Genomic DNA, 18,136 nt, shown 5'->3' on the forward strand with positions numbered 1-18,136 from the left:
CCCCCCCCCCCCCCCCCCCCCCCCGCCGCCCCCGCCGCCCCCGCGCCCCCCCCCCCCCCCCCCCCCCCCCACGCCTGTATCACCAAGCCTGGCCAAATCGCAGGCATAAAAAAACGCCAACTTCTTGCGAAGTTGGCGTTTTTTCGAATATGGCAGGGGCGGCTGGATTCGAACCAACGCATGGCAGGATCAAAACCTGCTGCCTTACCGCTTGGCGACGCCCCTACTGCTCTTTCCAGTTACTTCGTTAGGTTCGCTGTGAGAACGGGGCGCAATTTACCAAGGTTTGTGAGGTTTGGGAAGCACGAAGTGAAATATTTTTTGTTTTAAAACAGAGACTTCCAAAACGCGCCTATTTCACCAGACGCTTTTCCTTTGAAGGACGATAACCAAAGAACGCGCTGTAGCACTTGCTGAAATGGCTCGGCGAGACAAATCCACAAGCCACCAACACTTCAACCTGCGACAGCTCAGTGTGTTGCAGCAAACGCCGCGCTTCGGTAATCCGCAGTTCGAGATAATAGCGCTGCGGTGTGGTGCCCAGTTGTTCCTTGAACAATCGCTCCAGTTGCCGACGCGAGCGCCCGGCGTACACCGCCAGTTGTTCCAGCTCCAGCGGCTCCTCGAGATTGGCGTCCATCAGCTTCACCACTTCACGCAGCGGCGCACTGACGCAGATGTTTTCGTCCGGCTTGATCCGTCGGTAGCGCGATTCCTCAAACGCCAGAATGTCTTCGATGCCTTCAACCAGCGCCTTGCCGTGCAGGCTTTTGATCCAGTCCAGCGCCATGTGAAACGCCCCGGACGGGCTAGACGCCGTGAGCCGATCGCGATCGATCACATACGGTTCGCTGCTGACGTGGGTGGCTTTGGCGATTTCGGTCAGTGCCGGGCGATGCTCCGGGTGGATCGCGCAACGATAGCCATCGAGCAAACCCGCGCGGCCGAGAAACCACGAACCATTCCACAAACCGGCGAGACTGACGCCCCGCTCCGCCGCCGCTTTGAGCAAGCCGATAAACTCATCACTCGCGCGCAGCTCGGTGCGATAACCGCCACACACTACCAGCAGATCCAGCTCTTCAAGCGCTGCCAAATCAAGACGTGCATCGGGCCGAATCACCAGCCCCAGATCACTGACCACTTCGCCGTCGCCCAAGCCGAACGTGCGCGAGGCAAACAGCCCCGGGCGCAGCAGATTGGTGGTCACCACCGTGTCCAGCGCCTGGGTAAACGCCGGCAGCGAAAAGTGTTCCAGCAGCAGAAAACCGGTACGGGTCAGGCGCGGGCTATCAGCGCTTTGCTCATTCAGATAGCGGAGGTTTTTCCCCTTCATGCCTCCGCTGAATTGGCGTCGTTCGATCAAGTTTTGTTCCATCGGTCATGTTGTTATGCGCCGATAGTTGGCTTGATCCGCGAAAGAGTCAATCACGCCTGTGGTTGATGGCTGGTTACGCAGTGAATCCCGCCGCCACCGGCCGCGATGGCATCGATGTTCAGCAGCACGATGTCGCGATCCGGGTACAGCGCGGACAGCAGATCGAAGGCCTTCTTGTCCGCCGCTTTGTCGCCGAATTCCGGGGCGATGATCGCGCCGTTGATCACGAAGTAGTTGATGTAGCCGGCAGCGAAGTCCGGGTTGTTTTTGCTGAACTTGCTTTTGCGCGGATTGAGTGGCGGCGAAATCGTGTGTATCTGCAATTTGCGCCCGTCGGCATCGGTGGCGTTCTTGAGGATTTCCAGGTGCGCCAGCGTGACTTTGTGATCGTAGGATTCAGGGTCGGTATCGAGGTTGGCGATCACCACACCGGGCTTGATGAAGCGCGCGTAGAAATCGACGTGAGCATCGGTGATGTCCTTGCCCTTGATCCCCGGCAGCCAGATGATTTTGCGCAGCCCCAAACGCTCTTTCAATTCCGCTTCGACGTCGGCCTTGCTCCAGTCCGGATTGCGATTGCGGTTGATCCAGCTGCTCTCGGTCATGATCCCGGTGCCGTGGCCATCGACTTCGATAGCACCGCCCTCGCCCGTCAACTCACTGCGGATATAGGTCGCTTGTGCGCCGTTGGACACGAGCGCGGCGATTTTCGCGTCTTTGCTGTGCTGCTGTTTATCGCCCCAACCGTTGAAGTTGAAATCCACCGCGCCCAATCCGCCCTCGTCGTCGATGACAAAGTTGGCGCCGATGTCGCGCATCCAGATGTCGTCCAGCGCCGTGGTGACGTAGGTGATGTTGCGGGTGCCACAAAATTCTTCGGCAATGCTGCGCTCGTTCTGGCGGCAGAACACCGTGACTGGCTCATATTTGGCGATGGCACGGGCGATGCGACCGAGGGCTTCCTGGACGTCTTCGGTGAAGTCTTCCCAGATCGCGTCCTGCGCGCCGAAAGCGATGTAGGCGCGTTCGTGCTTGTCGCCTTCGTCGGGCATGAACCAGCGCCCCTGAGCGGCCGCAAGCACCTTGCCCGGCGACAGACCGAGGCCCATGAACGCAGCGCCCACACCGGCGGCAACCGTTACTTGTTTGATGAACTCACGACGAGTCGACATGCTGTTTCTTCCTGTAAAAACAGGGCCGGCGAACACGCCGGCCGTGGATCATTGGCCAGTGGCAGTTTTGAATTTAGTCCAGGTACGCATGCGTGCGCGCATGTCGGCCTGAGGGATGTCTTTGCCCGGGATCAAACGCGCATAGGTCGCTTCGTCGAGGTAGATGTCCGGGTTGTCGCGCATGCTTGCATCGACACTCGCCCGCGCCTTGGCGTTGGACGTCGGGTAACCGGTGAAATTGCTGATCGCCGCCATGTTCGCCGGGCGCATGACGAAGTTGATGAACGCGTAGGCGTATTCCGGGTGTCTGGCGTCGACCGGAATGGCCATGGTGTCCATCCACACCGTGGTGCCCTCGCGCGGAACACGATACTGAAACTTCGTGTGCTTGCCGGCGCTGTCCGAGGTGCGCTGGGCTTGAGTCATGTCGCCGCTGTAACCCAGCGACAGGCACAGGTTGCCGTTGACCAGATCGGTCACCGGTTGCGACTGGAATTTGCGAATGTACGGCCGCAGTTTCATCAGCAATTCACTGGCTGCAGCCAGATCCTCCGCTTTGCCGCTGCGCGGATCGCGACCGAGGTAATTGAGCACCACCGCCAGCGCTTCGTCCGGCGAATCGATCATCGAAATTCCGCAGTCGACAAACTTCGCCGCCAGCTCCGGTTTGAACAACATGTCGAGGCTGTTGACCGGCGCATCAGCCATGCGCTTTTTGATCTCTTCCTCGTTGTAGGTCAGGCCGATGGTGCCCCAGGTATACGGCACCGTAGCTTTGCTGGAGTGCTCGTAGTGGCTGCGCAGTTTCTGCAAACCGGGCTCGATGTCGACCAGTTCCGTCAGCTTCGATTGATCCAGCGGCATCAGGCTGCCGGCGCGCATCAAGCGCTCGGCCACGGTGTCGCCGGGGAAGATCAGGTCGTACCCGCTGCCGCCGGAGAGCATCTTCGCTTCGAGGGTTTCGCTGCCGTCCATGACGTCGTAAATCACCTTGATCCCGGTCTCGGCGGTAAAGCGGCTCAGCGTGTCTTCGGCAAAATAATCGGCCCAGTTGTACAGCCGCAGGGTTTTGTCTTCGGCGTGTAGCGCAGGCATCACGCAGATCAGCGCCAGGCCCATCGCGCCGAGCAATCGTTTGTGGTGGGTAACCATGTCAAACCCCTTGAGTGTTCCAGCGTGCATGAAGGTGGCGACCGTCCTGACTCAGCAGCGGCCCATACATTTCCGGACGACGATCGCGGTAGATGCCCCAGCTCAAACGTTCTTCACGCATGGCCGCCAGATCGACGCTTCGCACTAGCACACCGGTGCTGTCACGGTCTGCTGTGGCGAGTAACTGGCCCTTGTGATCGCTGATGAACGAGGAACCGTAGAAGCTCATTTGCAGGTTCGAATCGGTGGTCGCGGTTTCGCGCCCGACGCGGTTCGACGCCACCACTGGCAGCAGATTGGCAGCGGCGTGACCACGCATGGTCATCTGCCAATGGTCGCGGGAATCCAGCGCCGCGCAGCCCGGTTCCGAGCCAATGGCAGTCGGATACAGCAGCACTTCAGCTCCCATCAAGGCCAGACAGCGCGCGGTTTCCGGGAACCATTGATCCCAGCAGATGCCGACACCGAGACGGCCGAACGCGGTGTCCCAGACTTTGAAACCGGTGTCACCGGGGCTGAAATATTCCTTCTCCTGATAACCGATGGCGTTGGGAATGTGCGTCTTGCGATACACGCCCAACAAACGCCCGTCGGCATCGGCCACGCTCAGCGAATTGAAGTAGGCGTTGCCGGCCTTCTCGAACCAGCTCAGCGGCAACACCACGCCCAACTCGCGGGCCAGTGCGGCGAATCGCGCGAGCACGCGGCTGTCGCGATACTCCTCGGCCAGCGCCATGTGTTTATGGCTTTGTTCGATGCAGAAGTACGGCGTAGCGAAGAGTTCCTGCAAGAGGATCACTTGCGCGCCTTGCTTCGCCGTATCACGGACGAGTTGCTCGGCGCGATCAAGGTTGCCGGGTAAATCCCAGGTGCACAGCATCTGGGTGGTGGCAATGGTCAGCGTTGTCATGGTTTCAACCCTTCATCGGCCAGGCTGGCTGCTGCTGGGTGATGCAATGCACACCGCCACCGCCGTGCGCCAGATGGTTGATCTGCACCGGCACCACTTCGCGCCCGGGGAAGGCTTTTTCCAGCACGTTCGCCGCGACGTTGTCCGCCTCGATGCCATAGGCCGGCATGATGATTGCGCCGTTGGCGATGTAGAAATTGGTGTACGAGGCGCAAAACACTTCCGCTTCGGTGTCGACTGCGTCGGTGGCTTCGAACAGTTCGATCAGCGCGAATTTTCGCCCTTGGGCATCGGTGGCCAGCTCCAGCGCTCGACGGTTTTCCCGCGCCACTTCGGCGTACACCGACGATTGATCGTGCGTCGCATCGACCAACAACACACCGGGACGGGCGAAGGCGCAGACGCCGTCAACGTGGCCATCGGTCATGTCGCCGGTGACGTAATCCGGATCGCCCGGCAGCCAGATGGTTTTCTTCACGCCGAGCAGGCGGCTGAAGATCTCTTCCATCTCGGCTTTGCTCATGCCCGGGTTGCGATTGGGGTTGAGCAGCACCGATTCGGTGGTGATCAGCGTGCCTTCGCCATCGACATGAATCGCCCCGCCTTCGTTGCTCAGCGGCGTGCCGTAGCATTCCAGACCGAGGTGATTGAGCGCGCGGCGCGCCAGGCTTTCGTCCAGATCGTGCGCCGACTTGCCGCCCCAGGCGTTGAAGCGCCAGCTCACGCCAGCCAGGCCTTGCTGCGGGTGGCAGACAAACGTCGGGCCGGAGTCGCGGCACCAACTGTCATTCACCGCCAACGGGATCAGTTCGATGTTCGGCCCGCACAAGGCTTTGGCGCTGGCAATGGCCGATGGATCGACCACCAGTTTCACCGGTTCAAACCGGGCGATGGCATTGGCGACGCGAGCGAAATCTTCCTGCACCTGCGCCAGCGTCACGCGCCAACCGGATTCCCACAACGTCTGGTTGTGCGGCCAGACCATCCACGTCGCGGCATGGGTCACCCACTCTGCCGGCATCATCCAGGCGCTGTTTTTATTGTCGTTGTGCTGCATGATAAGCCTCGTTAGTTAAGCCACTGTGTTCAATGCGCTTATGCTACGGGCCGTAAAATCGGCAAACAAACGATGGATTTAGCAGACAACTGATTAGCGGAGCTTATCGATATGCTTAAACACTGGCCGCCTCTCAGCTCCCTGCGCGGCTTCGAAGCGGCCGCTCGACTGGGCAGTTTTCACAAGGCCGCTGAAGAGCTGAGCCTGACGCAGTCGGCGATCAGCCAGCAGATCCGCAGCCTTGAGGCGTATCTGGAGCAGCCGCTGTTTTTTCGCAGCGGACGCAGCGTGGCGCTGACCGATGCCGGCCACGATTTGCTCAGCACCACCCAGGCGATGCTGCAGCAATTGGCGGTGGGGATTCGCCGTTTGGGCCAGTATCAAAAGCCCAATCAACTGGTGCTCAACACCACACCGGCGTTTGCCCGGCACTGGTTGTTGCCGCGCCTGGCGGATTTCCGCGCGCTGCACCCTGAGGTTGATCTGTGGATTTACAGCACCGACGAAGTGCCGGACATGGCCACGCAAACCATCGATCTGGCGGTGCGCGACGACATCAGTTCACAGGCTGAATGCAGTTTCAAAGTGCTGCACGCCGATCGGCTCTATCCGGCGTGTCATCCGAGCGTTTTGGCGCTGCCGGCGCCACAGCGCACCACATTGCATGGCGAGCGGGAAATGGATTGGAGCCATTGGGCGGTCGAGGCCGGAATCGATGTCGGCCAGCAGGATCAGGGCCTGAACTTCTCCGATCCGGGATTGCTGCTGGACGCCGCGTGTTCGGGGCTTGGCATCGCACTGGTGAGCCAGTTGCTCAGCCGTCAGGCGCGGGCTGACGGCGTGTTGCAGCCGTTGGTCGAAGACAGCATTCGTGGGTCGAACTGGGCGTTGCTGACCCACCGCGACAGTGAACAGGATCCGATGGCACGCAGCTTCAGCGAATGGCTACTCGCTGAACTGGCAAGATCCGGGGTCAATCAGCAACCGGAGCTCGATTAAAACATCGTGCTGAACCCCGCACCCAACCGGCCTTCCAGACGACCAAACAGCACGTAATGCTGATAACCGCTGGAAAACGCCCCGATGGCGACCGCCGTCTTCACATCGTCATTCAATCGAAGGTATTCAACTTCATCGAACTGTTCTGCACTGACTTCGCCGCTGCGCCCGAGCTTTTCACTGTCAATCGGCATTTCCAGAATGGTGCGTCGCTGGAAGTCGATGATGCGGTTGACCGCGTGGCTTTCCAGTGGCCCCTTGTTCGGTTGCGTCGAATAAATATGCAGACCGTTTTTTGCGCAGCGGCTGCACAGGTCGACGCAGTTTTTCTGGGTGGATTTACGGCTCATCAGTTCTTGAACCGGCAGCTCCAGGTACTTGCCGACGCTGTACTCCGCCTGATTGAAAATCGTGCAGCACAGCACCGTGTTGCCGTTGCAATCGAGCACCAGCCAATCGTCTTTCAAGGTGCACGCTTGCTGAGGGAACTGCTTGACCAGATTCACCAGGTCTTCATAGGGCGGTAACGCCAGTCTTTTCAGGGTCTCGCGATCGGTTGCAGTCACCGAGGCATCGCCTTCGATAATGGCGAAGGTTTTTTCCAGAGGCATCATCACGGAATAACCGGTGGCAAACCTGAAGCCAAGACGCTCGCTGAACTCGCGCATCAGGCCCTCTTCTTCAAGGTTATCCAGATAGCGGTGGTAGTAGACTTCGACGACCGTGTCCAGGCCATGCAGCTGGCGGATCTCATGCAGTTTGAGCATATTCTGCTTCACAACTTCAATGTCACCACCCGCGTGCCCCTGCTTGTAGGTTTCCTGATAGAAACCGGACAGCGAGATACGGAAAAACGAAGGATTGGCCAGCAAGGCTTTTTCCATGTTCTTGACCAGATTCAAGTTGGAGCTGATCCCGCTTTGCAGGCCTGCTGCATTGATGATTGCAACAAATTCATCGATGCGCGGGTGAATCAATGGCTCGGTCCAGTTAAACAGAAAAACCGACTTTACCCCTTCACGGCTGGCCTTATCGACGATCTGTTTGAACATCTCGACTTGCATGGCTTTTTTGAAGTTGGTGTTTTCCGAATTACCCATCGGGCACGAAGGGCAGCTCAGGTTGCAGGCGCCAACAATATCGATATACATGTTCATTGCGAGAGTTCCTCCTTGATCGAAAGCCCTGTTTCTCATCACGACAGGCTCTCGGGTCGCCTTAGTGTTGGTTTTTTGACGACATTGGCAGGCGTTCTAGCAATAAATGCACCAACAACGCTTACGCCATCAACCCCACGACCCAATCGATAAACACGCGCAACTTCAGACTGATATGCCGGTTCGGAGGATAGGCCACGTAAAGGGGCATGGGTTGCAGTTGCCAGTCTTCGAACAAAGGAATCAGCTCGCCGCGAGCGACATGCGCGCGCGACATGTAAGTCGGCAGCCACAACACGCCCATGCCCGCCAGGCCTGCGGCGAGATAGGCATTACCGTCGTCAACTGCCAGCACATGACGACCTTTTATTTGCAGATGTTCCGTGGCGTTGTGCAACGCGTATGGCACTGGTTTGCCGGTGCGCGCCCACAAAAAGCCGACCACGCGATGATGGGAGTCTTCCAGTTCCTGTGGATGCACAGGTGTGCCGGCGCGAGCCAGATACTGCGGCGCGGCAAATACGCCCAGTTCAAGGTCAGCGATTTTGCGGGCCATCAGTGACAAATCCTGCAATTCACCGCCACGCACAACGCAATCAACGTTCTCGTCGATAATGTCAACGATGCGATCGCTGACGCCCATATCGATCTGAATATCCGGATAGCGCGCGTGAAATTCTGGCAGCGCGGGAATCAGGATCAGCCGCGCAAACGGGCTGGGCACGTCCACACGCAAGCGCCCCTTGGGCAATGTCGCGGCGCCGGGCAAACTGGTTTCGGCATCGTCCATATCGGCCAGCAGCTTGATTACGCGCTCGTAATACGCCGCGCCATCGGCGGTGACGTTGACCTTGCGCGTGGTGCGATTGAGTAATTTCACCCGCAATCGTGCCTCCAGTTGCTGCACCAGTTGCGTCACGGTGGTCTTGCTCATGTGCAGGGTTTCGGCGGCTTTGGTGAAACTCCCTGCTTCGACCACCCGGGCAAACGCCTGCATTGCGTCAAATCGATCCAAGGTTAGCGCCTCGATTGTTTGGGATTCACAAACAGTGAACGCCAAGCTTGCGCGTTTATCGCCCGCCTGCAAATACCTACAGTGGCTTCATCAACTCACCGATGGAGACACCCCATGACTCAGCGCGGTGTCGTTTTTCCGGCCGCACGCCGTACCCTTTATGAGCGCAATCGTTACTCGCCAGCGATTCGCTCCAACGGTTTTCTATTTGTATCAGGGCAAGTCGGCAGTACCGAAGACGGTACGCCGGAGCCGGATCTGCAGAACCAGGTGCGGCAGGCTTTCAGCAACCTGAACGCGATCCTCAGCGAGGCCGGTTGCAGCTTCGACGATGTGGTCGACGTGACGATCTTCATCGTCGATCCGCACAGCAAATTCGAGACGATCTGGAATGTTGTGCTCACCGAATTCTGGGGCGATGCGCCGCATCCGACGGTCACCGCAGTGGGTGTGACGTGGCTGTATGGCTTTGATTTTGAGATCAAGGTGATTGCCAAACTGCCGTAAGCGACTTCCGGCCATTCATACAACTTTGTTGCGTCCGCTCTGCTTGGCGGCGTAAAGGCGTTCATCTGCGAGTTTCAACACGCTTGGGGATGTCGCAGTGTCTGCATCGCGGCACGCCACCCCGATGGACATCGTCAACTTGCCCACCTGCGGCACCTCGGTTTCTTCGAGGTGCGCGCGGACTCTTTCGGCAATCATCCGCGCCGTCTCCAGCGGGGTATCCGGAAGAATCAGTGCGAACTCCTCGCCACCGGAGCGGCACGCCCAGTCACCCGAGCGCGAGTTCTGTTTGAGGATGTCGGCAACGCTTCGCAGGGCCACGTCGCCGGCGTCATGTCCAAAGGTGTCGTTGACGCGTTTGAAATGATCGATATCCAGCGCCAGCACGGAATACCCCTGCCCGGACTGATCCAGCAGGTTCAGCGCAGCGTCCATGGCGCGACGATTGGCCAGGCCTGTGAGGGGATCACTTTGCGCTTCATGACTAAGCTGACCGAGTTTCTGATGGAGCAATTGCACCCCGGCCAGCATCGCCTGACGGATTGCAGCGGCGTCGCGGTACCAGGCATGCACCCGGTTCAAGCGCTCCGTGGTGTCAGGCGCGGCCAACTGGTCGGCGGCCGCCGACAATTGCCGCAAGGGTCGGGCGATCAGCGCTGTTCCAGCGAGGATTAGGGCCAGCCCGAGCAAACCCGCCGGTATCATCCCCACAACCATATCGCGCATCAGTTGCGCCAGCGGCGCCAGGCTGCGTTCGCGAGGTTGCTGAACCACCACAGCCCAATTGGCTTCCGGCACACGGGCGTAGCCGGCCAGCATCGGCACACCGCGGTAGTTGTCGCCCTGCAAGGTGCCGTTTTCACCACGCAATGCGGCGTCCACCGTCAGGCTCCAGCCCAGCACTTCGCCGATCCGCTTCGAATCAGGGTGATACAACAGCCGCCGATTACCGTCAGCGACGAAAGCGAAGGTGCCGTCGTGATGGAAATGACGACTGATCACCGTGTGAAACGCGCTTTGCTCAAGCAAGTAAACAGAGCCGCCCACCACACCGAGAAATGCACCGGACGGGCTGAAAACCGGTTGCGAAACAAACACCACCAGATTGCCCGCCGAGGAAACGTACACCTCGCTGACCAAGGGTCGACGCTCTTTGAGGGCGTTCTGGATACCCTGCGATTGCAGCGTGGCACCGACGATCTGCAAGCTGTCCGGATATGCCTGAAGCACTTGCCCGTTCGCATCGAGAATCGTCACCGAGTTGAAATCGGTGTCCTGCGCCTGCAAACGCATGGCTTCTTTGCGCAATGCCCCAGGCTCATCCCAGTGATCGCCCAGCACCGTCGCGCTGTAATTCAAATGATTGTGCGCGGCGCCGAGAAACTCGCCGATGCTCGAAGCGACTTTAGCCGCATAGGCGCCATTGGCTTCCAGCGTCGCGTGAATCAATGCATCGCGCTGTACGCGATAGGCGACATAGAGGCTGTTGCACAGCGTCGCGACGACCGACAGCAGGACAAAAAGCAGTATCAGTCCGCGCAGGTCGATTGGCAGCGGTCTGGAAAGCTTCATTCCGCCACCCGGAATGCGGATTTCAACTTCTGAGCAATGGACGATGGGGGGAACGGTTGAGCCATGAACAAGACTTTTGCTGAGGGGCGGACACAGAAAGCAGTCGCTGCCACGTTGGGAATGACATGGAGGATAGGCAGAGACTTTGCCTTTGTCACAGCCCGGAATAGTGCGGTAACAGTTTCTCGGGGGTGAGTAATAAACAACCCTGTGGTGAAGGGATTTATCCCCTCACCACAGGGAGTAGCGTTTATCGTCCATAAATATTCCGACACACCCATTCGTTTGCCATTTCCTAGGTCGTCTGTTTGCATGCTGTACGGAATCAGCACTTGGATCATGGAGACGATCGATGAATATTTTGGTGGTGGGTGCGAGTAAAGGTTTAGGCAGGGCTTTTATAGAGGGGTTGGGCAACGCGGGAGACACGTTGATCGGCGTTTCCCGCTCGCGCCCAGACGGTTTGCCAGCGGATGCCGAGCGATCTGTACGCTGGGTAGAAGCCGATCTGATGAACCCAGCCAAGGCTGCTCAGGAGATCGAGCATGCGGTACAGGCCGACGGACTGGATACGCTGATTTACAACCTCGGCATCTGGGAAGAGTTTGCCTTCGACAGCGCGTACGACTTTGTCGAAAGCGCAGACGACGAAGTGCAGGCCATCGTCAACTGCAACATCACCTCAACCATTTTGCTGATCAAACGTCTGCTGCCCTTTCTGCTAAAAAGTCCCCATCCCAGAATCATCCTCACCGGTTCGACCTCGGGTCTGCCACAGAGCGGGCGTCCGGAAGTAGCTTTCGGCGCATCCAAATTCGCCCTGCGCGGGATCGCCGAGACCCTGCGCGAAAGCTATAGAGAGCAGCGCCTGGCAGTGACCTGCCTGAATCTTGGCTATCTGAATACCGAAGATCTACTGAACACACCGACTGACGTCGCAGCGCTGCGTGGTGAGGGACATTTGATTCCCGTACACGATGTCGTCGAGGTGGTGCGCATGATCCTTAGTTTGTCTCCGGCCAGCTACGTCAGGGAACTGACCTTGCCGGCGATCCTCGACGAACGTTTCTGAGCGCATCCCCCCGATGGCGCTGGCCTTTGCGCGCGTGAGTACGTATAACCTCGCCGATTCGTCTACCCTCACGTAGCGCCCTCTTTCAGCTATTCACATCTTTTTGCCGCTCATGAAACGGAGATTTCCATGCTCAAACGAACCCTGGCATTGACCGCCGGCCTGGCCCTGTCCCTTTCTACATTGATGGCTCAAGCCGCAGACGTTTTGCGCGTCAGCGCGATTCCCGATGAAGCACCGACCGAACTGCTGCGCAAGTTCGAACCGCTGGGGGCTTATCTGGAACAGCAAATTGGCATGAAGGTGCAGTTTGTGCCGGTGGCCGATTACCCGGCGGTGGTTGAAGCACTCGCTACCGATCGCCTCGATATGGCCTGGCTGGGCGGTTTCACCTTCGTTCAGGCACGTCTGAAGACCGATGCCACCACGCCGGTGATCCCGTTGGTGCAGCGTGAACAGGATGCGCAGTTCACCAGTAAATTCATCACCGCAGACCCGAACGTGCACAGCCTCGCCGACCTGAAAGGCAAGACCTTCGCCTTCGGTTCAGTGTCGTCGACCTCCGGCAGCCTGATGCCGCGTTACTTCATGCTGAAAAACGACGGCATCAAGCCGGAAGCGTATTTCAGCCGCGTTGCCTACTCCGGCGCTCACGACGCCACCGTGGCCTGGGTGCAGGCCGGCAAGGTTGACGCCGGTGTGTTGAACGCCAGCGTCTGGCAAAAACTGGTAGACGCCGGCAAGGTCGACACCAACAAGGTAAAAGTCTTCGCCACCACCCCGACCTACTTCGATTACAACTGGACCGTGCGCGGCACCCTTGATCCAGCACTCGCGGCGAAGATCAAAAAAGCCTTCCTTGATCTCGACCCGGCCAACCCTGAGCAGAAGAAAATTCTGGATCTGCAAGCCGCCAGCCGCTTCATCGACACCAAGCCTGAAAACTATAAGGGCATCGAGGAAGCCGCCCGCGCCGCCGAACTGCTGAAATGACCTTAAGCCTCAAACAGGGCAGCCTGCGCCACGCCAATGGCGTAGATGCCCTGCGCGGTATCGACTTGCAGATTGGCGTTGGCGAACAGGTTGCGATCATCGGCCCGTCCGGGGCTGGCAAGTCGAGTCTGCTTAATCTGCTGGCCACCGCACTGCGGCCCAGCAGCGGTGAAATCGAAGTACTTGGCGAGCGCGCCTGGCACTTGTCTGCCCGCCTGCGTCAACGCCTGCGTGCACGCATCGGCCTGGTGCATCAGGCACCGCCGCTGCCGCCGCGTCAACGCGTGGTCACGGCGGTACTGGCCGGCAAGCTCGGTCAGTGGAGTCTGGGCAAAAGTCTCTTGAACTTGCTGCATCCGCTGGATGTGGCCGGTGCGCGTGCGGCATTGGCGCGACTGGATCTGGGCGACAAGCTGTTTGCCCACTGCCAGCAATTGTCTGGCGGCCAGTTACAGCGCGTCGGCATTGCTCGTGTGCTGTATCAAGCGCCAGAGATTTTGCTGGCCGATGAACCGGTGTCGGCGATGGATCCGGTGATGGCCGGGCATACCTTGTCGATCCTTTCGCGACATGCCCGTGAGCACAACGTCACACTGATCGCGAGCCTGCATGCGGTCGATCTGGCGTTGTCGCACTTCCCTCGGATCATCGGTTTGCGCGAAGGGCAGATTCTGTTCGACAGCCCGTCCGATCAAGTCAGCCCGGACATGCTCGACGCGCTGTACGCCAACGAAAAGCTGCAATCGCCGACCGCTGTGGCCGTGCCGTTGACAGTGCAGATTCCACGATGCTGAAAGCCGATTCACGCGATCCCGCTGCATGGCCACGGTTGCTACTGAGCTTACTGGCCATTGCTTTGTTGTGGCCGGGGATTCAACTCAGCGAGCTGGATCTGAGTGTGCTGTTGCCCGGCAGCCAAAATGAAATGGGCCAGTTTGTCGCGCAATTCTGGCCGCCGGCGCACGACGAAGCCTTTCTGCAAATCTTGCTTAAAGCCACCCTGCAAACCCTGGCCATTGCCACTGCCGGTATGGCTTTGGCGTTGCTGCTGGCGGTACCTGCCGGTTTGATTGCCAGTCGCGCCCTGTCACTGTCCGCCGCCTCTCGCGGTGGCGTGCCGAGTCGTTTGGGACGTTTGCTGCGCTGGCCGGTTCGCGGGCTGCTGATTTTCCTGCGCAGCGTGCCGGAAATTGTCTGGGCACTGCTGTTCGTGCGTGCGGTCGGCCTCGGCCCGGCAGCGGGCGTGCTGGCGATTGCTATTACCTACAGCGGCATGCTCGGCAAGGTCTACGCGGAGATCTTCGAATCCACCGACCAACGCCCGGCGCATGCGTTGTTGCAGGCTGGCAGCGGCCGACTGGCGGCTTTCGCTTACGGCACGCTGCCCAATGTCGGCGCGGAATTGCTCTCGTACACCGTGTATCGCTGGGAATGCGCGATCCGTGCTTCGGTGGTGATGGGGTTCGTCGGCGCGGGGGGCCTGGGTCAGCAAATCGATCTGTCGATCCGCATGTTCGCTGGCGGTGAAGTCGCCAGCATGTTGCTGACGTTCCTGCTGCTGGTGCTGGCCGCCGATCAACTCAGCCGCTTGCTGCGCTGGAGGCTGGCATGAATCGCCTGATCAATTTGCTGCTGATCGCCGCTATCGGGGTTGCAGTGATTGCGTCCTTCGCCTATCTGGGTCTGGATCTCGGCGAACTGGGCAGCGCCACCAGCCTGAAGCAGATGGGCGCTTACGTGCAGCGTTTTCTCAGCCCGGATTTGAGCGCTGACTACCTGAAAGCGATCTTCCACGGCTCCATGGAAACGCTGGCCATGTCCGCTGTCGGCACGCTATTGGCGGCAGTTGTTGGCATTGTTCTGGCGCTGCCGGCGGCGGGACGTTTCGGCTGGCCGCTGCAAAGCGTTGCGCGTCTGCTGCTGAATGCCTTGCGGGCGATTCCGGAACTGGTCTGGGCGGCGCTGATGGTGCTCGCTGCCGGCCTTGGGCCGAATGCCGGCGCCCTCGCCCTCGCCTTACACACCACGGGGGTACTCGGCCGGTTGTTCGCCGAAGCGCTGGAAAACACGCCGCCGCAACCGGCCGAGGCCATCCGTTTGCAGGGCGGCAATCCGATCCTCGCCTTCTGCTACGGCACCCTGCCCAATCTGGCGCCGCAACTGCTCGCCTACATCCTCTATCGCTGGGAAAACAACATTCGCATGGCCAGCGTGCTGGGTTTTGTCGGTGCTGGCGGCCTGGGCCAGATGCTCTACGTGAGCCTCAGCCTGTTTCAGGAAGCGCAGGCCAGCACGGTGATTCTGGCGATGCTGGTGCTGGTGTTCATGGTGGATTGGTTGAGTGCCTGGAGTCGCCAGCGCTGGGTCAAAGCATAAGTGCCGATGCTGGCGAGTGGATATCTGCCAGAAGCTGATTATGCTTCAGGAAAGCGTGCACACCTGCCCGACGGCAAACTGTGCACGCTTTACGCATCAGCGCTTCAGGCATCTGCCACAAGGCCAGGGTGAGATAAGCGGTATTGGGGGACTCCGGCCTACAACAATAAGCACGACGGAGAACACCCATGGCCACGACTTACACAACATCCACCGGCAGTCCACCGCGCAGCGGCGGCATCACCAAGGAGGAACGCAAAGTCATCTTTGCCTCCTCGCTGGGCACGGTTTTCGAGTGGTACGACTTTTACCTCTACGGTTCGCTGGCGGCGATCATCGCCAAGCACTTCTTTGCCGGCGTCAACGAAACCACTGCATTCATCTTTGCCCTGCTGGCGTTTGCGGCAGGCTTCGCGGTGCGGCCGTTCGGTGCGATTGTGTTCGGCCGGCTCGGCGACATGATTGGGCGCAAACATACGTTTCTGATCACCATCGTCATCATGGGCGTCTCGACCGCGATTGTCGGTTTGCTGCCCGGTTACGCGACCATTGGCGTCGCTGCGCCGGTGATTCTGATCACCCTCCGACTGCTGCAAGGCCTGGCACTGGGCGGTGAATACGGCGGCGCGGCGACTTACGTGGCCGAACACGCGCCACGTAATAGACGCGGCTTCTTTACCTCGTGGATTCAAACCACCGCGACCCTCGGCCTGTTTCTGTCGCTGCTGGTGATACTCGCCTGCCGCACCGCGCTGGGCACTGAAGCGTTTGAAGAGTGGGGCTGGCGGATTCCGTTTCTGCTGTCGATCCTGCTGCTGATCGTCTCGGTGTACATCCGCCTGCAACTGAGCGAGTCGCCGGTGTTCCAGAAAATGAAGGACGAAGGCAAAGCGTCGAAAGCGCCGCTGACTGAATCATTCGCCCGTTGGGACAACCTCAAAGTGGTGATCATGTCGTTGCTCGGCGGCACGGCCGGGCAAGCGGTGGTTTGGTACACCGGGCAGTTCTATGCGCTGTTTTTCCTGTTGCAAACGCTGAAGATCGACCCGCAAACCGCCAACCTGCTGATCGCCGGATCACTGTTGATCGGTACGCCATTCTTCGTGATTTTCGGCAGCCTGTCCGACCGCATCGGGCGCAAGCCGATCATCATGGTCGGCTGCATTCTGGCGGCGCTGACCTACTTCCCGATCTTTCATGCGCTGACCCAGTACGGCAACCCTGATGTGTTCATCGCCCAAGAGAAAAATCCGGTCAAGGTGATCGCCAACCCCGACCAGTGTTCGTTCCAGTTCGATCCGGTGGGCAAGGCCAAATTCACCAGTTCCTGTGACCTGGCCAAGACGCTGTTGGCAAAACGGGCGATTCCGTATGAGAACGTCACCGCTGAACCGGGCACCGTGGCGCAAGTGCGTATTGGCGACAAAGTCGTCGAGAGTTTCGACGGCAGTGCCCTGCCCGCCGCCGACTTCAAAACCCGCAATGATGCGTTCACCGCGACACTGGGCACTGCGCTGAAAGAAGCCGGTTATCCAGAGAAAGCCGACCCGGCAAAAACCAATTACCCGATGGTGCTGCTGTTGCTGACCATTTTGGTGATCTACGTGACCATGGTTTACGGGCCGATCGCGGCGTGGCTGGTGGAGCTGTTCCCGACGCGCATTCGCTACACCTCGATGTCGCTGCCATATCACATCGGTAACGGCTGGTTTGGCGGGTTCCTGCCAACGGTGGCGTTCGCGATGGTCGCGGCCACCGGGGATATCTACTACGGCTTGTGGTACCCGATCGTGATTGCGGTGATGACGGCGATACTGGGTACGTTCTTCCTGCCGGAAACCAAGGATCGCGACATTCTCAAAGACTGACCCGCCCTCCTCTGTAGGAGCTGCCAAAGGCTGCGATCTTTTGATTGTGTTTTTTAAGGTCAAAAGATCGCAGCCTGCGGCAGCTCCTACAGGAGTGTTGCGGTGTCAGAACGGGCCTTGGGTGACCACGCGGGTGTCGATGATCTGCTGCAATGCTTGAATTCGCTGCTGATAAACGTCGGTGAGGCATTTCACATCAGCGGCGCATTTGCCACGGGTTTTCAGCCACGCCTGTTGCTCGTCAATCAAGGCACCACGGCCACCCATCGGCAGAAACCGGCGATCCAGTTTGTAGAGCAGCGCCATGCTCACGTCCATGTCGTTCAGCGCACGGTTGGCGCACACCGCTTTTTCATCAGCAGCCTTGGCGCGGTCGCAGTCGAAACTGGCGGCGTGTGCAGCCTGGCCGATGATCAGGGCAGACAAGCCGAACAAGGTTGAAAGCAGGGTTTTGTTGCGCATGGGTTGGGTCATCCAGACAGCGATTGATCCCTCTTGGGCTAATGCATGAGCGCAAAGTTTCTGAACGCCTGCCAAACCACCGCCTCCAATGTTTACACCACTGGAGGTCAACACCATGAACAGCAACGACGACAAAACCCCGAATGCCCCACCTACCGACACATCCGGCAAACCGGTGAACGTGGTCGAGCGTGATCTTGAAGACCACGATGACGACACCAAAGGTGTGGATGAGGTGATTACGCCTTCGTCTACCCGAGTGAAAGAGCAGGATGCCGAGACGCTGAAGCGCAAGGTTGATGAGATTGAGCGCAAAGTGGCGGATGGCAACTGAGGTTTGCTGCTAGACAGATAACCTTGTGGCGAGGGGATTTATCCCCGTTGGAGTGCGCAGCGGTCCCTGCTTATCAAAGAGGGGCCGCTGCGCGACCCAACGGGGATAAATC

The 18,136-nt window shown here is 59.1% G+C and carries 18 protein-coding genes and 1 tRNA gene; 9 read left to right on the top strand and 10 right to left on the bottom strand.

Translation table 11 applies throughout. The annotated features are described in order from the left end of the window. Positions 1-150: 150 nt before the first annotated feature. The 6 genes from QMX93_RS23670 to QMX93_RS23695 all read right to left on the bottom strand — a co-directional run bounded on the left by QMX93_RS23670 (position 151) and on the right by QMX93_RS23695 (position 5,669). Positions 151-225: transfer RNA gene (locus QMX93_RS23670), tRNA-Gln, on the bottom strand. A gap of 127 nt (positions 226-352) precedes the next feature. After that, on the bottom strand, positions 353-1,378 hold the full coding sequence (locus tag QMX93_RS23675) for a GlxA family transcriptional regulator (protein ID WP_282358163.1): 1,026 nt from the start codon (positions 1,376-1,378) through the stop codon (positions 353-355). 50 nt (positions 1,379-1,428) lie between these two features. Next, positions 1,429-2,550, bottom strand: coding sequence for an agmatine deiminase family protein (locus QMX93_RS23680; protein WP_282358164.1), 1,122 nt, complete (start codon positions 2,548-2,550; stop codon positions 1,429-1,431). A gap of 48 nt (positions 2,551-2,598) precedes the next feature. Next, positions 2,599-3,702 carry an extracellular solute-binding protein gene (locus QMX93_RS23685; protein ID WP_282358165.1) on the bottom strand — a complete coding sequence of 368 codons (1,104 nt, stop codon included), beginning with the start codon at positions 3,700-3,702 and terminating at the stop codon, positions 2,599-2,601. Between the two features lies 1 nt (position 3,703). Beyond that, on the bottom strand, positions 3,704-4,612 hold the full coding sequence (gene aguB / locus QMX93_RS23690) for an N-carbamoylputrescine amidase (RefSeq protein ID WP_282358167.1): 909 nt from the start codon (positions 4,610-4,612) through the stop codon (positions 3,704-3,706). Between the two features lie 4 nt (positions 4,613-4,616). Continuing rightward, positions 4,617-5,669, bottom strand: a complete 1,053-nt coding sequence (locus QMX93_RS23695; protein WP_282358168.1) for an agmatine deiminase family protein — start codon at positions 5,667-5,669, stop codon at positions 4,617-4,619. Positions 5,670-5,780: 111 nt separating this feature from the next. Here QMX93_RS23695 and QMX93_RS23700 point away from each other — a divergent pair, with 111 nt between their 5' ends. Continuing rightward, entirely contained in the window at positions 5,781-6,668 is an 888-nt protein-coding gene (locus QMX93_RS23700) for a LysR substrate-binding domain-containing protein (protein ID WP_282358169.1), read from the top strand. Here the strand turns inward: QMX93_RS23700 and QMX93_RS23705 are convergent. Then, positions 6,665-7,825 (bottom strand): radical SAM protein, encoded by a 1,161-nt coding sequence (locus tag QMX93_RS23705; protein ID WP_282358170.1) that lies wholly within the window; start codon positions 7,823-7,825, stop codon positions 6,665-6,667. The genes QMX93_RS23700 and QMX93_RS23705 overlap by 4 nt on opposite strands. Before the next feature lie 121 nt (positions 7,826-7,946). Then, positions 7,947-8,840: a LysR family transcriptional regulator gene (locus tag QMX93_RS23710; RefSeq protein WP_282358171.1), complete on the bottom strand. Its 894-nt coding sequence runs from the start codon at positions 8,838-8,840 to the stop codon at positions 7,947-7,949. 114 nt (positions 8,841-8,954) lie between these two features. Between QMX93_RS23710 and QMX93_RS23715 the strand changes: the two genes are divergently transcribed. After that, positions 8,955-9,347, top strand: coding sequence for a RidA family protein (locus QMX93_RS23715; protein WP_282358172.1), 393 nt, complete (start codon positions 8,955-8,957; stop codon positions 9,345-9,347). A gap of 15 nt (positions 9,348-9,362) precedes the next feature. Here QMX93_RS23715 and QMX93_RS23720 read toward each other — a convergent pair whose 3' ends face one another. After that, positions 9,363-10,919, bottom strand: coding sequence for a sensor domain-containing diguanylate cyclase (locus QMX93_RS23720; protein ID WP_282358173.1), 1,557 nt, complete (start codon positions 10,917-10,919; stop codon positions 9,363-9,365). A gap of 352 nt (positions 10,920-11,271) precedes the next feature. On the opposite strand from QMX93_RS23720, the gene QMX93_RS23725 reads away from it, so the two are divergent. The 6 genes from QMX93_RS23725 (at position 11,272) to QMX93_RS23750 (ending at position 17,228) form a co-directional block, all read left to right on the top strand. Next, positions 11,272-11,991: an SDR family oxidoreductase gene (locus QMX93_RS23725; protein WP_282358174.1), complete on the top strand. Its 720-nt coding sequence runs from the start codon at positions 11,272-11,274 to the stop codon at positions 11,989-11,991. 129 nt (positions 11,992-12,120) lie between these two features. After that, positions 12,121-12,984, top strand: coding sequence for a putative selenate ABC transporter substrate-binding protein (locus QMX93_RS23730; protein ID WP_053120727.1), 864 nt, complete (start codon positions 12,121-12,123; stop codon positions 12,982-12,984). Further along, positions 12,981-13,778: an ATP-binding cassette domain-containing protein gene (locus tag QMX93_RS23735; RefSeq protein ID WP_053120729.1), complete on the top strand. Its 798-nt coding sequence runs from the start codon at positions 12,981-12,983 to the stop codon at positions 13,776-13,778. Before QMX93_RS23730 ends, QMX93_RS23735 begins: the two co-directional genes overlap by 4 nt. Continuing rightward, positions 13,772-14,596, top strand: coding sequence for an ABC transporter permease subunit (locus QMX93_RS23740; protein WP_053120731.1), 825 nt, complete (start codon positions 13,772-13,774; stop codon positions 14,594-14,596). The genes QMX93_RS23735 and QMX93_RS23740 overlap by 7 nt, the downstream gene beginning before the upstream one ends. Continuing rightward, positions 14,593-15,360, top strand: a complete 768-nt coding sequence (gene phnE, locus QMX93_RS23745) for a phosphonate ABC transporter, permease protein PhnE (protein WP_282358176.1) — start codon at positions 14,593-14,595, stop codon at positions 15,358-15,360. Before QMX93_RS23740 ends, phnE begins: the two co-directional genes overlap by 4 nt. A 188-nt stretch (positions 15,361-15,548) precedes the next feature. Further along, positions 15,549-17,228 carry an MFS transporter gene (locus QMX93_RS23750; RefSeq protein WP_212550663.1) on the top strand — a complete coding sequence of 560 codons (1,680 nt, stop codon included), beginning with the start codon at positions 15,549-15,551 and terminating at the stop codon, positions 17,226-17,228. 105 nt (positions 17,229-17,333) lie between these two features. Here QMX93_RS23750 and QMX93_RS23755 read toward each other — a convergent pair whose 3' ends face one another. Further along, positions 17,334-17,690 (bottom strand): lysozyme inhibitor LprI family protein, encoded by a 357-nt coding sequence (locus tag QMX93_RS23755; protein WP_282358177.1) that lies wholly within the window; start codon positions 17,688-17,690, stop codon positions 17,334-17,336. Between the two features lie 115 nt (positions 17,691-17,805). Between QMX93_RS23755 and QMX93_RS23760 the strand changes: the two genes are divergently transcribed. After that, a complete protein-coding gene (locus QMX93_RS23760) occupies positions 17,806-18,024 on the top strand; it encodes a hypothetical protein (protein ID WP_282358178.1) in 219 nt (72 codons plus the stop codon). Positions 18,025-18,136 lie beyond the last annotated feature (112 nt).

The organism is Pseudomonas sp. PS01303 (assembly GCF_029959385.1).
Lineage (GTDB): Bacteria > Pseudomonadota > Gammaproteobacteria > Pseudomonadales > Pseudomonadaceae > Aquipseudomonas > Aquipseudomonas rustica.

What these genes read in the sequence shown, in the direction of transcription:
- QMX93_RS23675 (WP_282358163.1), bottom strand. Translation starts at nt 1,378, where the DNA reads ATGGAACAAAACTTGATCGAACGACGCCAATTCAGCGGAGGCATGAAG.
- QMX93_RS23755 (WP_282358177.1), bottom strand. Translation starts at nt 17,690, where the DNA reads ATGCGCAACAAAACCCTGCTTTCAACCTTGTTCGGCTTGTCTGCCCTG.
- aguB (WP_282358167.1), bottom strand. Translation starts at nt 4,612, where the DNA reads ATGACAACGCTGACCATTGCCACCACCCAGATGCTGTGCACCTGGGAT.
- QMX93_RS23750 (WP_212550663.1), top strand. Translation starts at nt 15,549, where the DNA reads ATGGCCACGACTTACACAACATCCACCGGCAGTCCACCGCGCAGCGGC.
- QMX93_RS23680 (WP_282358164.1), bottom strand. Translation starts at nt 2,550, where the DNA reads ATGTCGACTCGTCGTGAGTTCATCAAACAAGTAACGGTTGCCGCCGGT.
- phnE (WP_282358176.1), top strand. Translation starts at nt 14,593, where the DNA reads ATGAATCGCCTGATCAATTTGCTGCTGATCGCCGCTATCGGGGTTGCA.
- QMX93_RS23730 (WP_053120727.1), top strand. Translation starts at nt 12,121, where the DNA reads ATGCTCAAACGAACCCTGGCATTGACCGCCGGCCTGGCCCTGTCCCTT.
- QMX93_RS23720 (WP_282358173.1), bottom strand. Translation starts at nt 10,919, where the DNA reads ATGAAGCTTTCCAGACCGCTGCCAATCGACCTGCGCGGACTGATACTG.
- QMX93_RS23735 (WP_053120729.1), top strand. Translation starts at nt 12,981, where the DNA reads ATGACCTTAAGCCTCAAACAGGGCAGCCTGCGCCACGCCAATGGCGTA.
- QMX93_RS23725 (WP_282358174.1), top strand. Translation starts at nt 11,272, where the DNA reads ATGAATATTTTGGTGGTGGGTGCGAGTAAAGGTTTAGGCAGGGCTTTT.
- QMX93_RS23715 (WP_282358172.1), top strand. Translation starts at nt 8,955, where the DNA reads ATGACTCAGCGCGGTGTCGTTTTTCCGGCCGCACGCCGTACCCTTTAT.
- QMX93_RS23700 (WP_282358169.1), top strand. Translation starts at nt 5,781, where the DNA reads ATGCTTAAACACTGGCCGCCTCTCAGCTCCCTGCGCGGCTTCGAAGCG.
- QMX93_RS23740 (WP_053120731.1), top strand. Translation starts at nt 13,772, where the DNA reads ATGCTGAAAGCCGATTCACGCGATCCCGCTGCATGGCCACGGTTGCTA.
- QMX93_RS23760 (WP_282358178.1), top strand. Translation starts at nt 17,806, where the DNA reads ATGAACAGCAACGACGACAAAACCCCGAATGCCCCACCTACCGACACA.
- QMX93_RS23695 (WP_282358168.1), bottom strand. Translation starts at nt 5,669, where the DNA reads ATGCAGCACAACGACAATAAAAACAGCGCCTGGATGATGCCGGCAGAG.
- QMX93_RS23705 (WP_282358170.1), bottom strand. Translation starts at nt 7,825, where the DNA reads ATGAACATGTATATCGATATTGTTGGCGCCTGCAACCTGAGCTGCCCT.
- QMX93_RS23685 (WP_282358165.1), bottom strand. Translation starts at nt 3,702, where the DNA reads ATGGTTACCCACCACAAACGATTGCTCGGCGCGATGGGCCTGGCGCTG.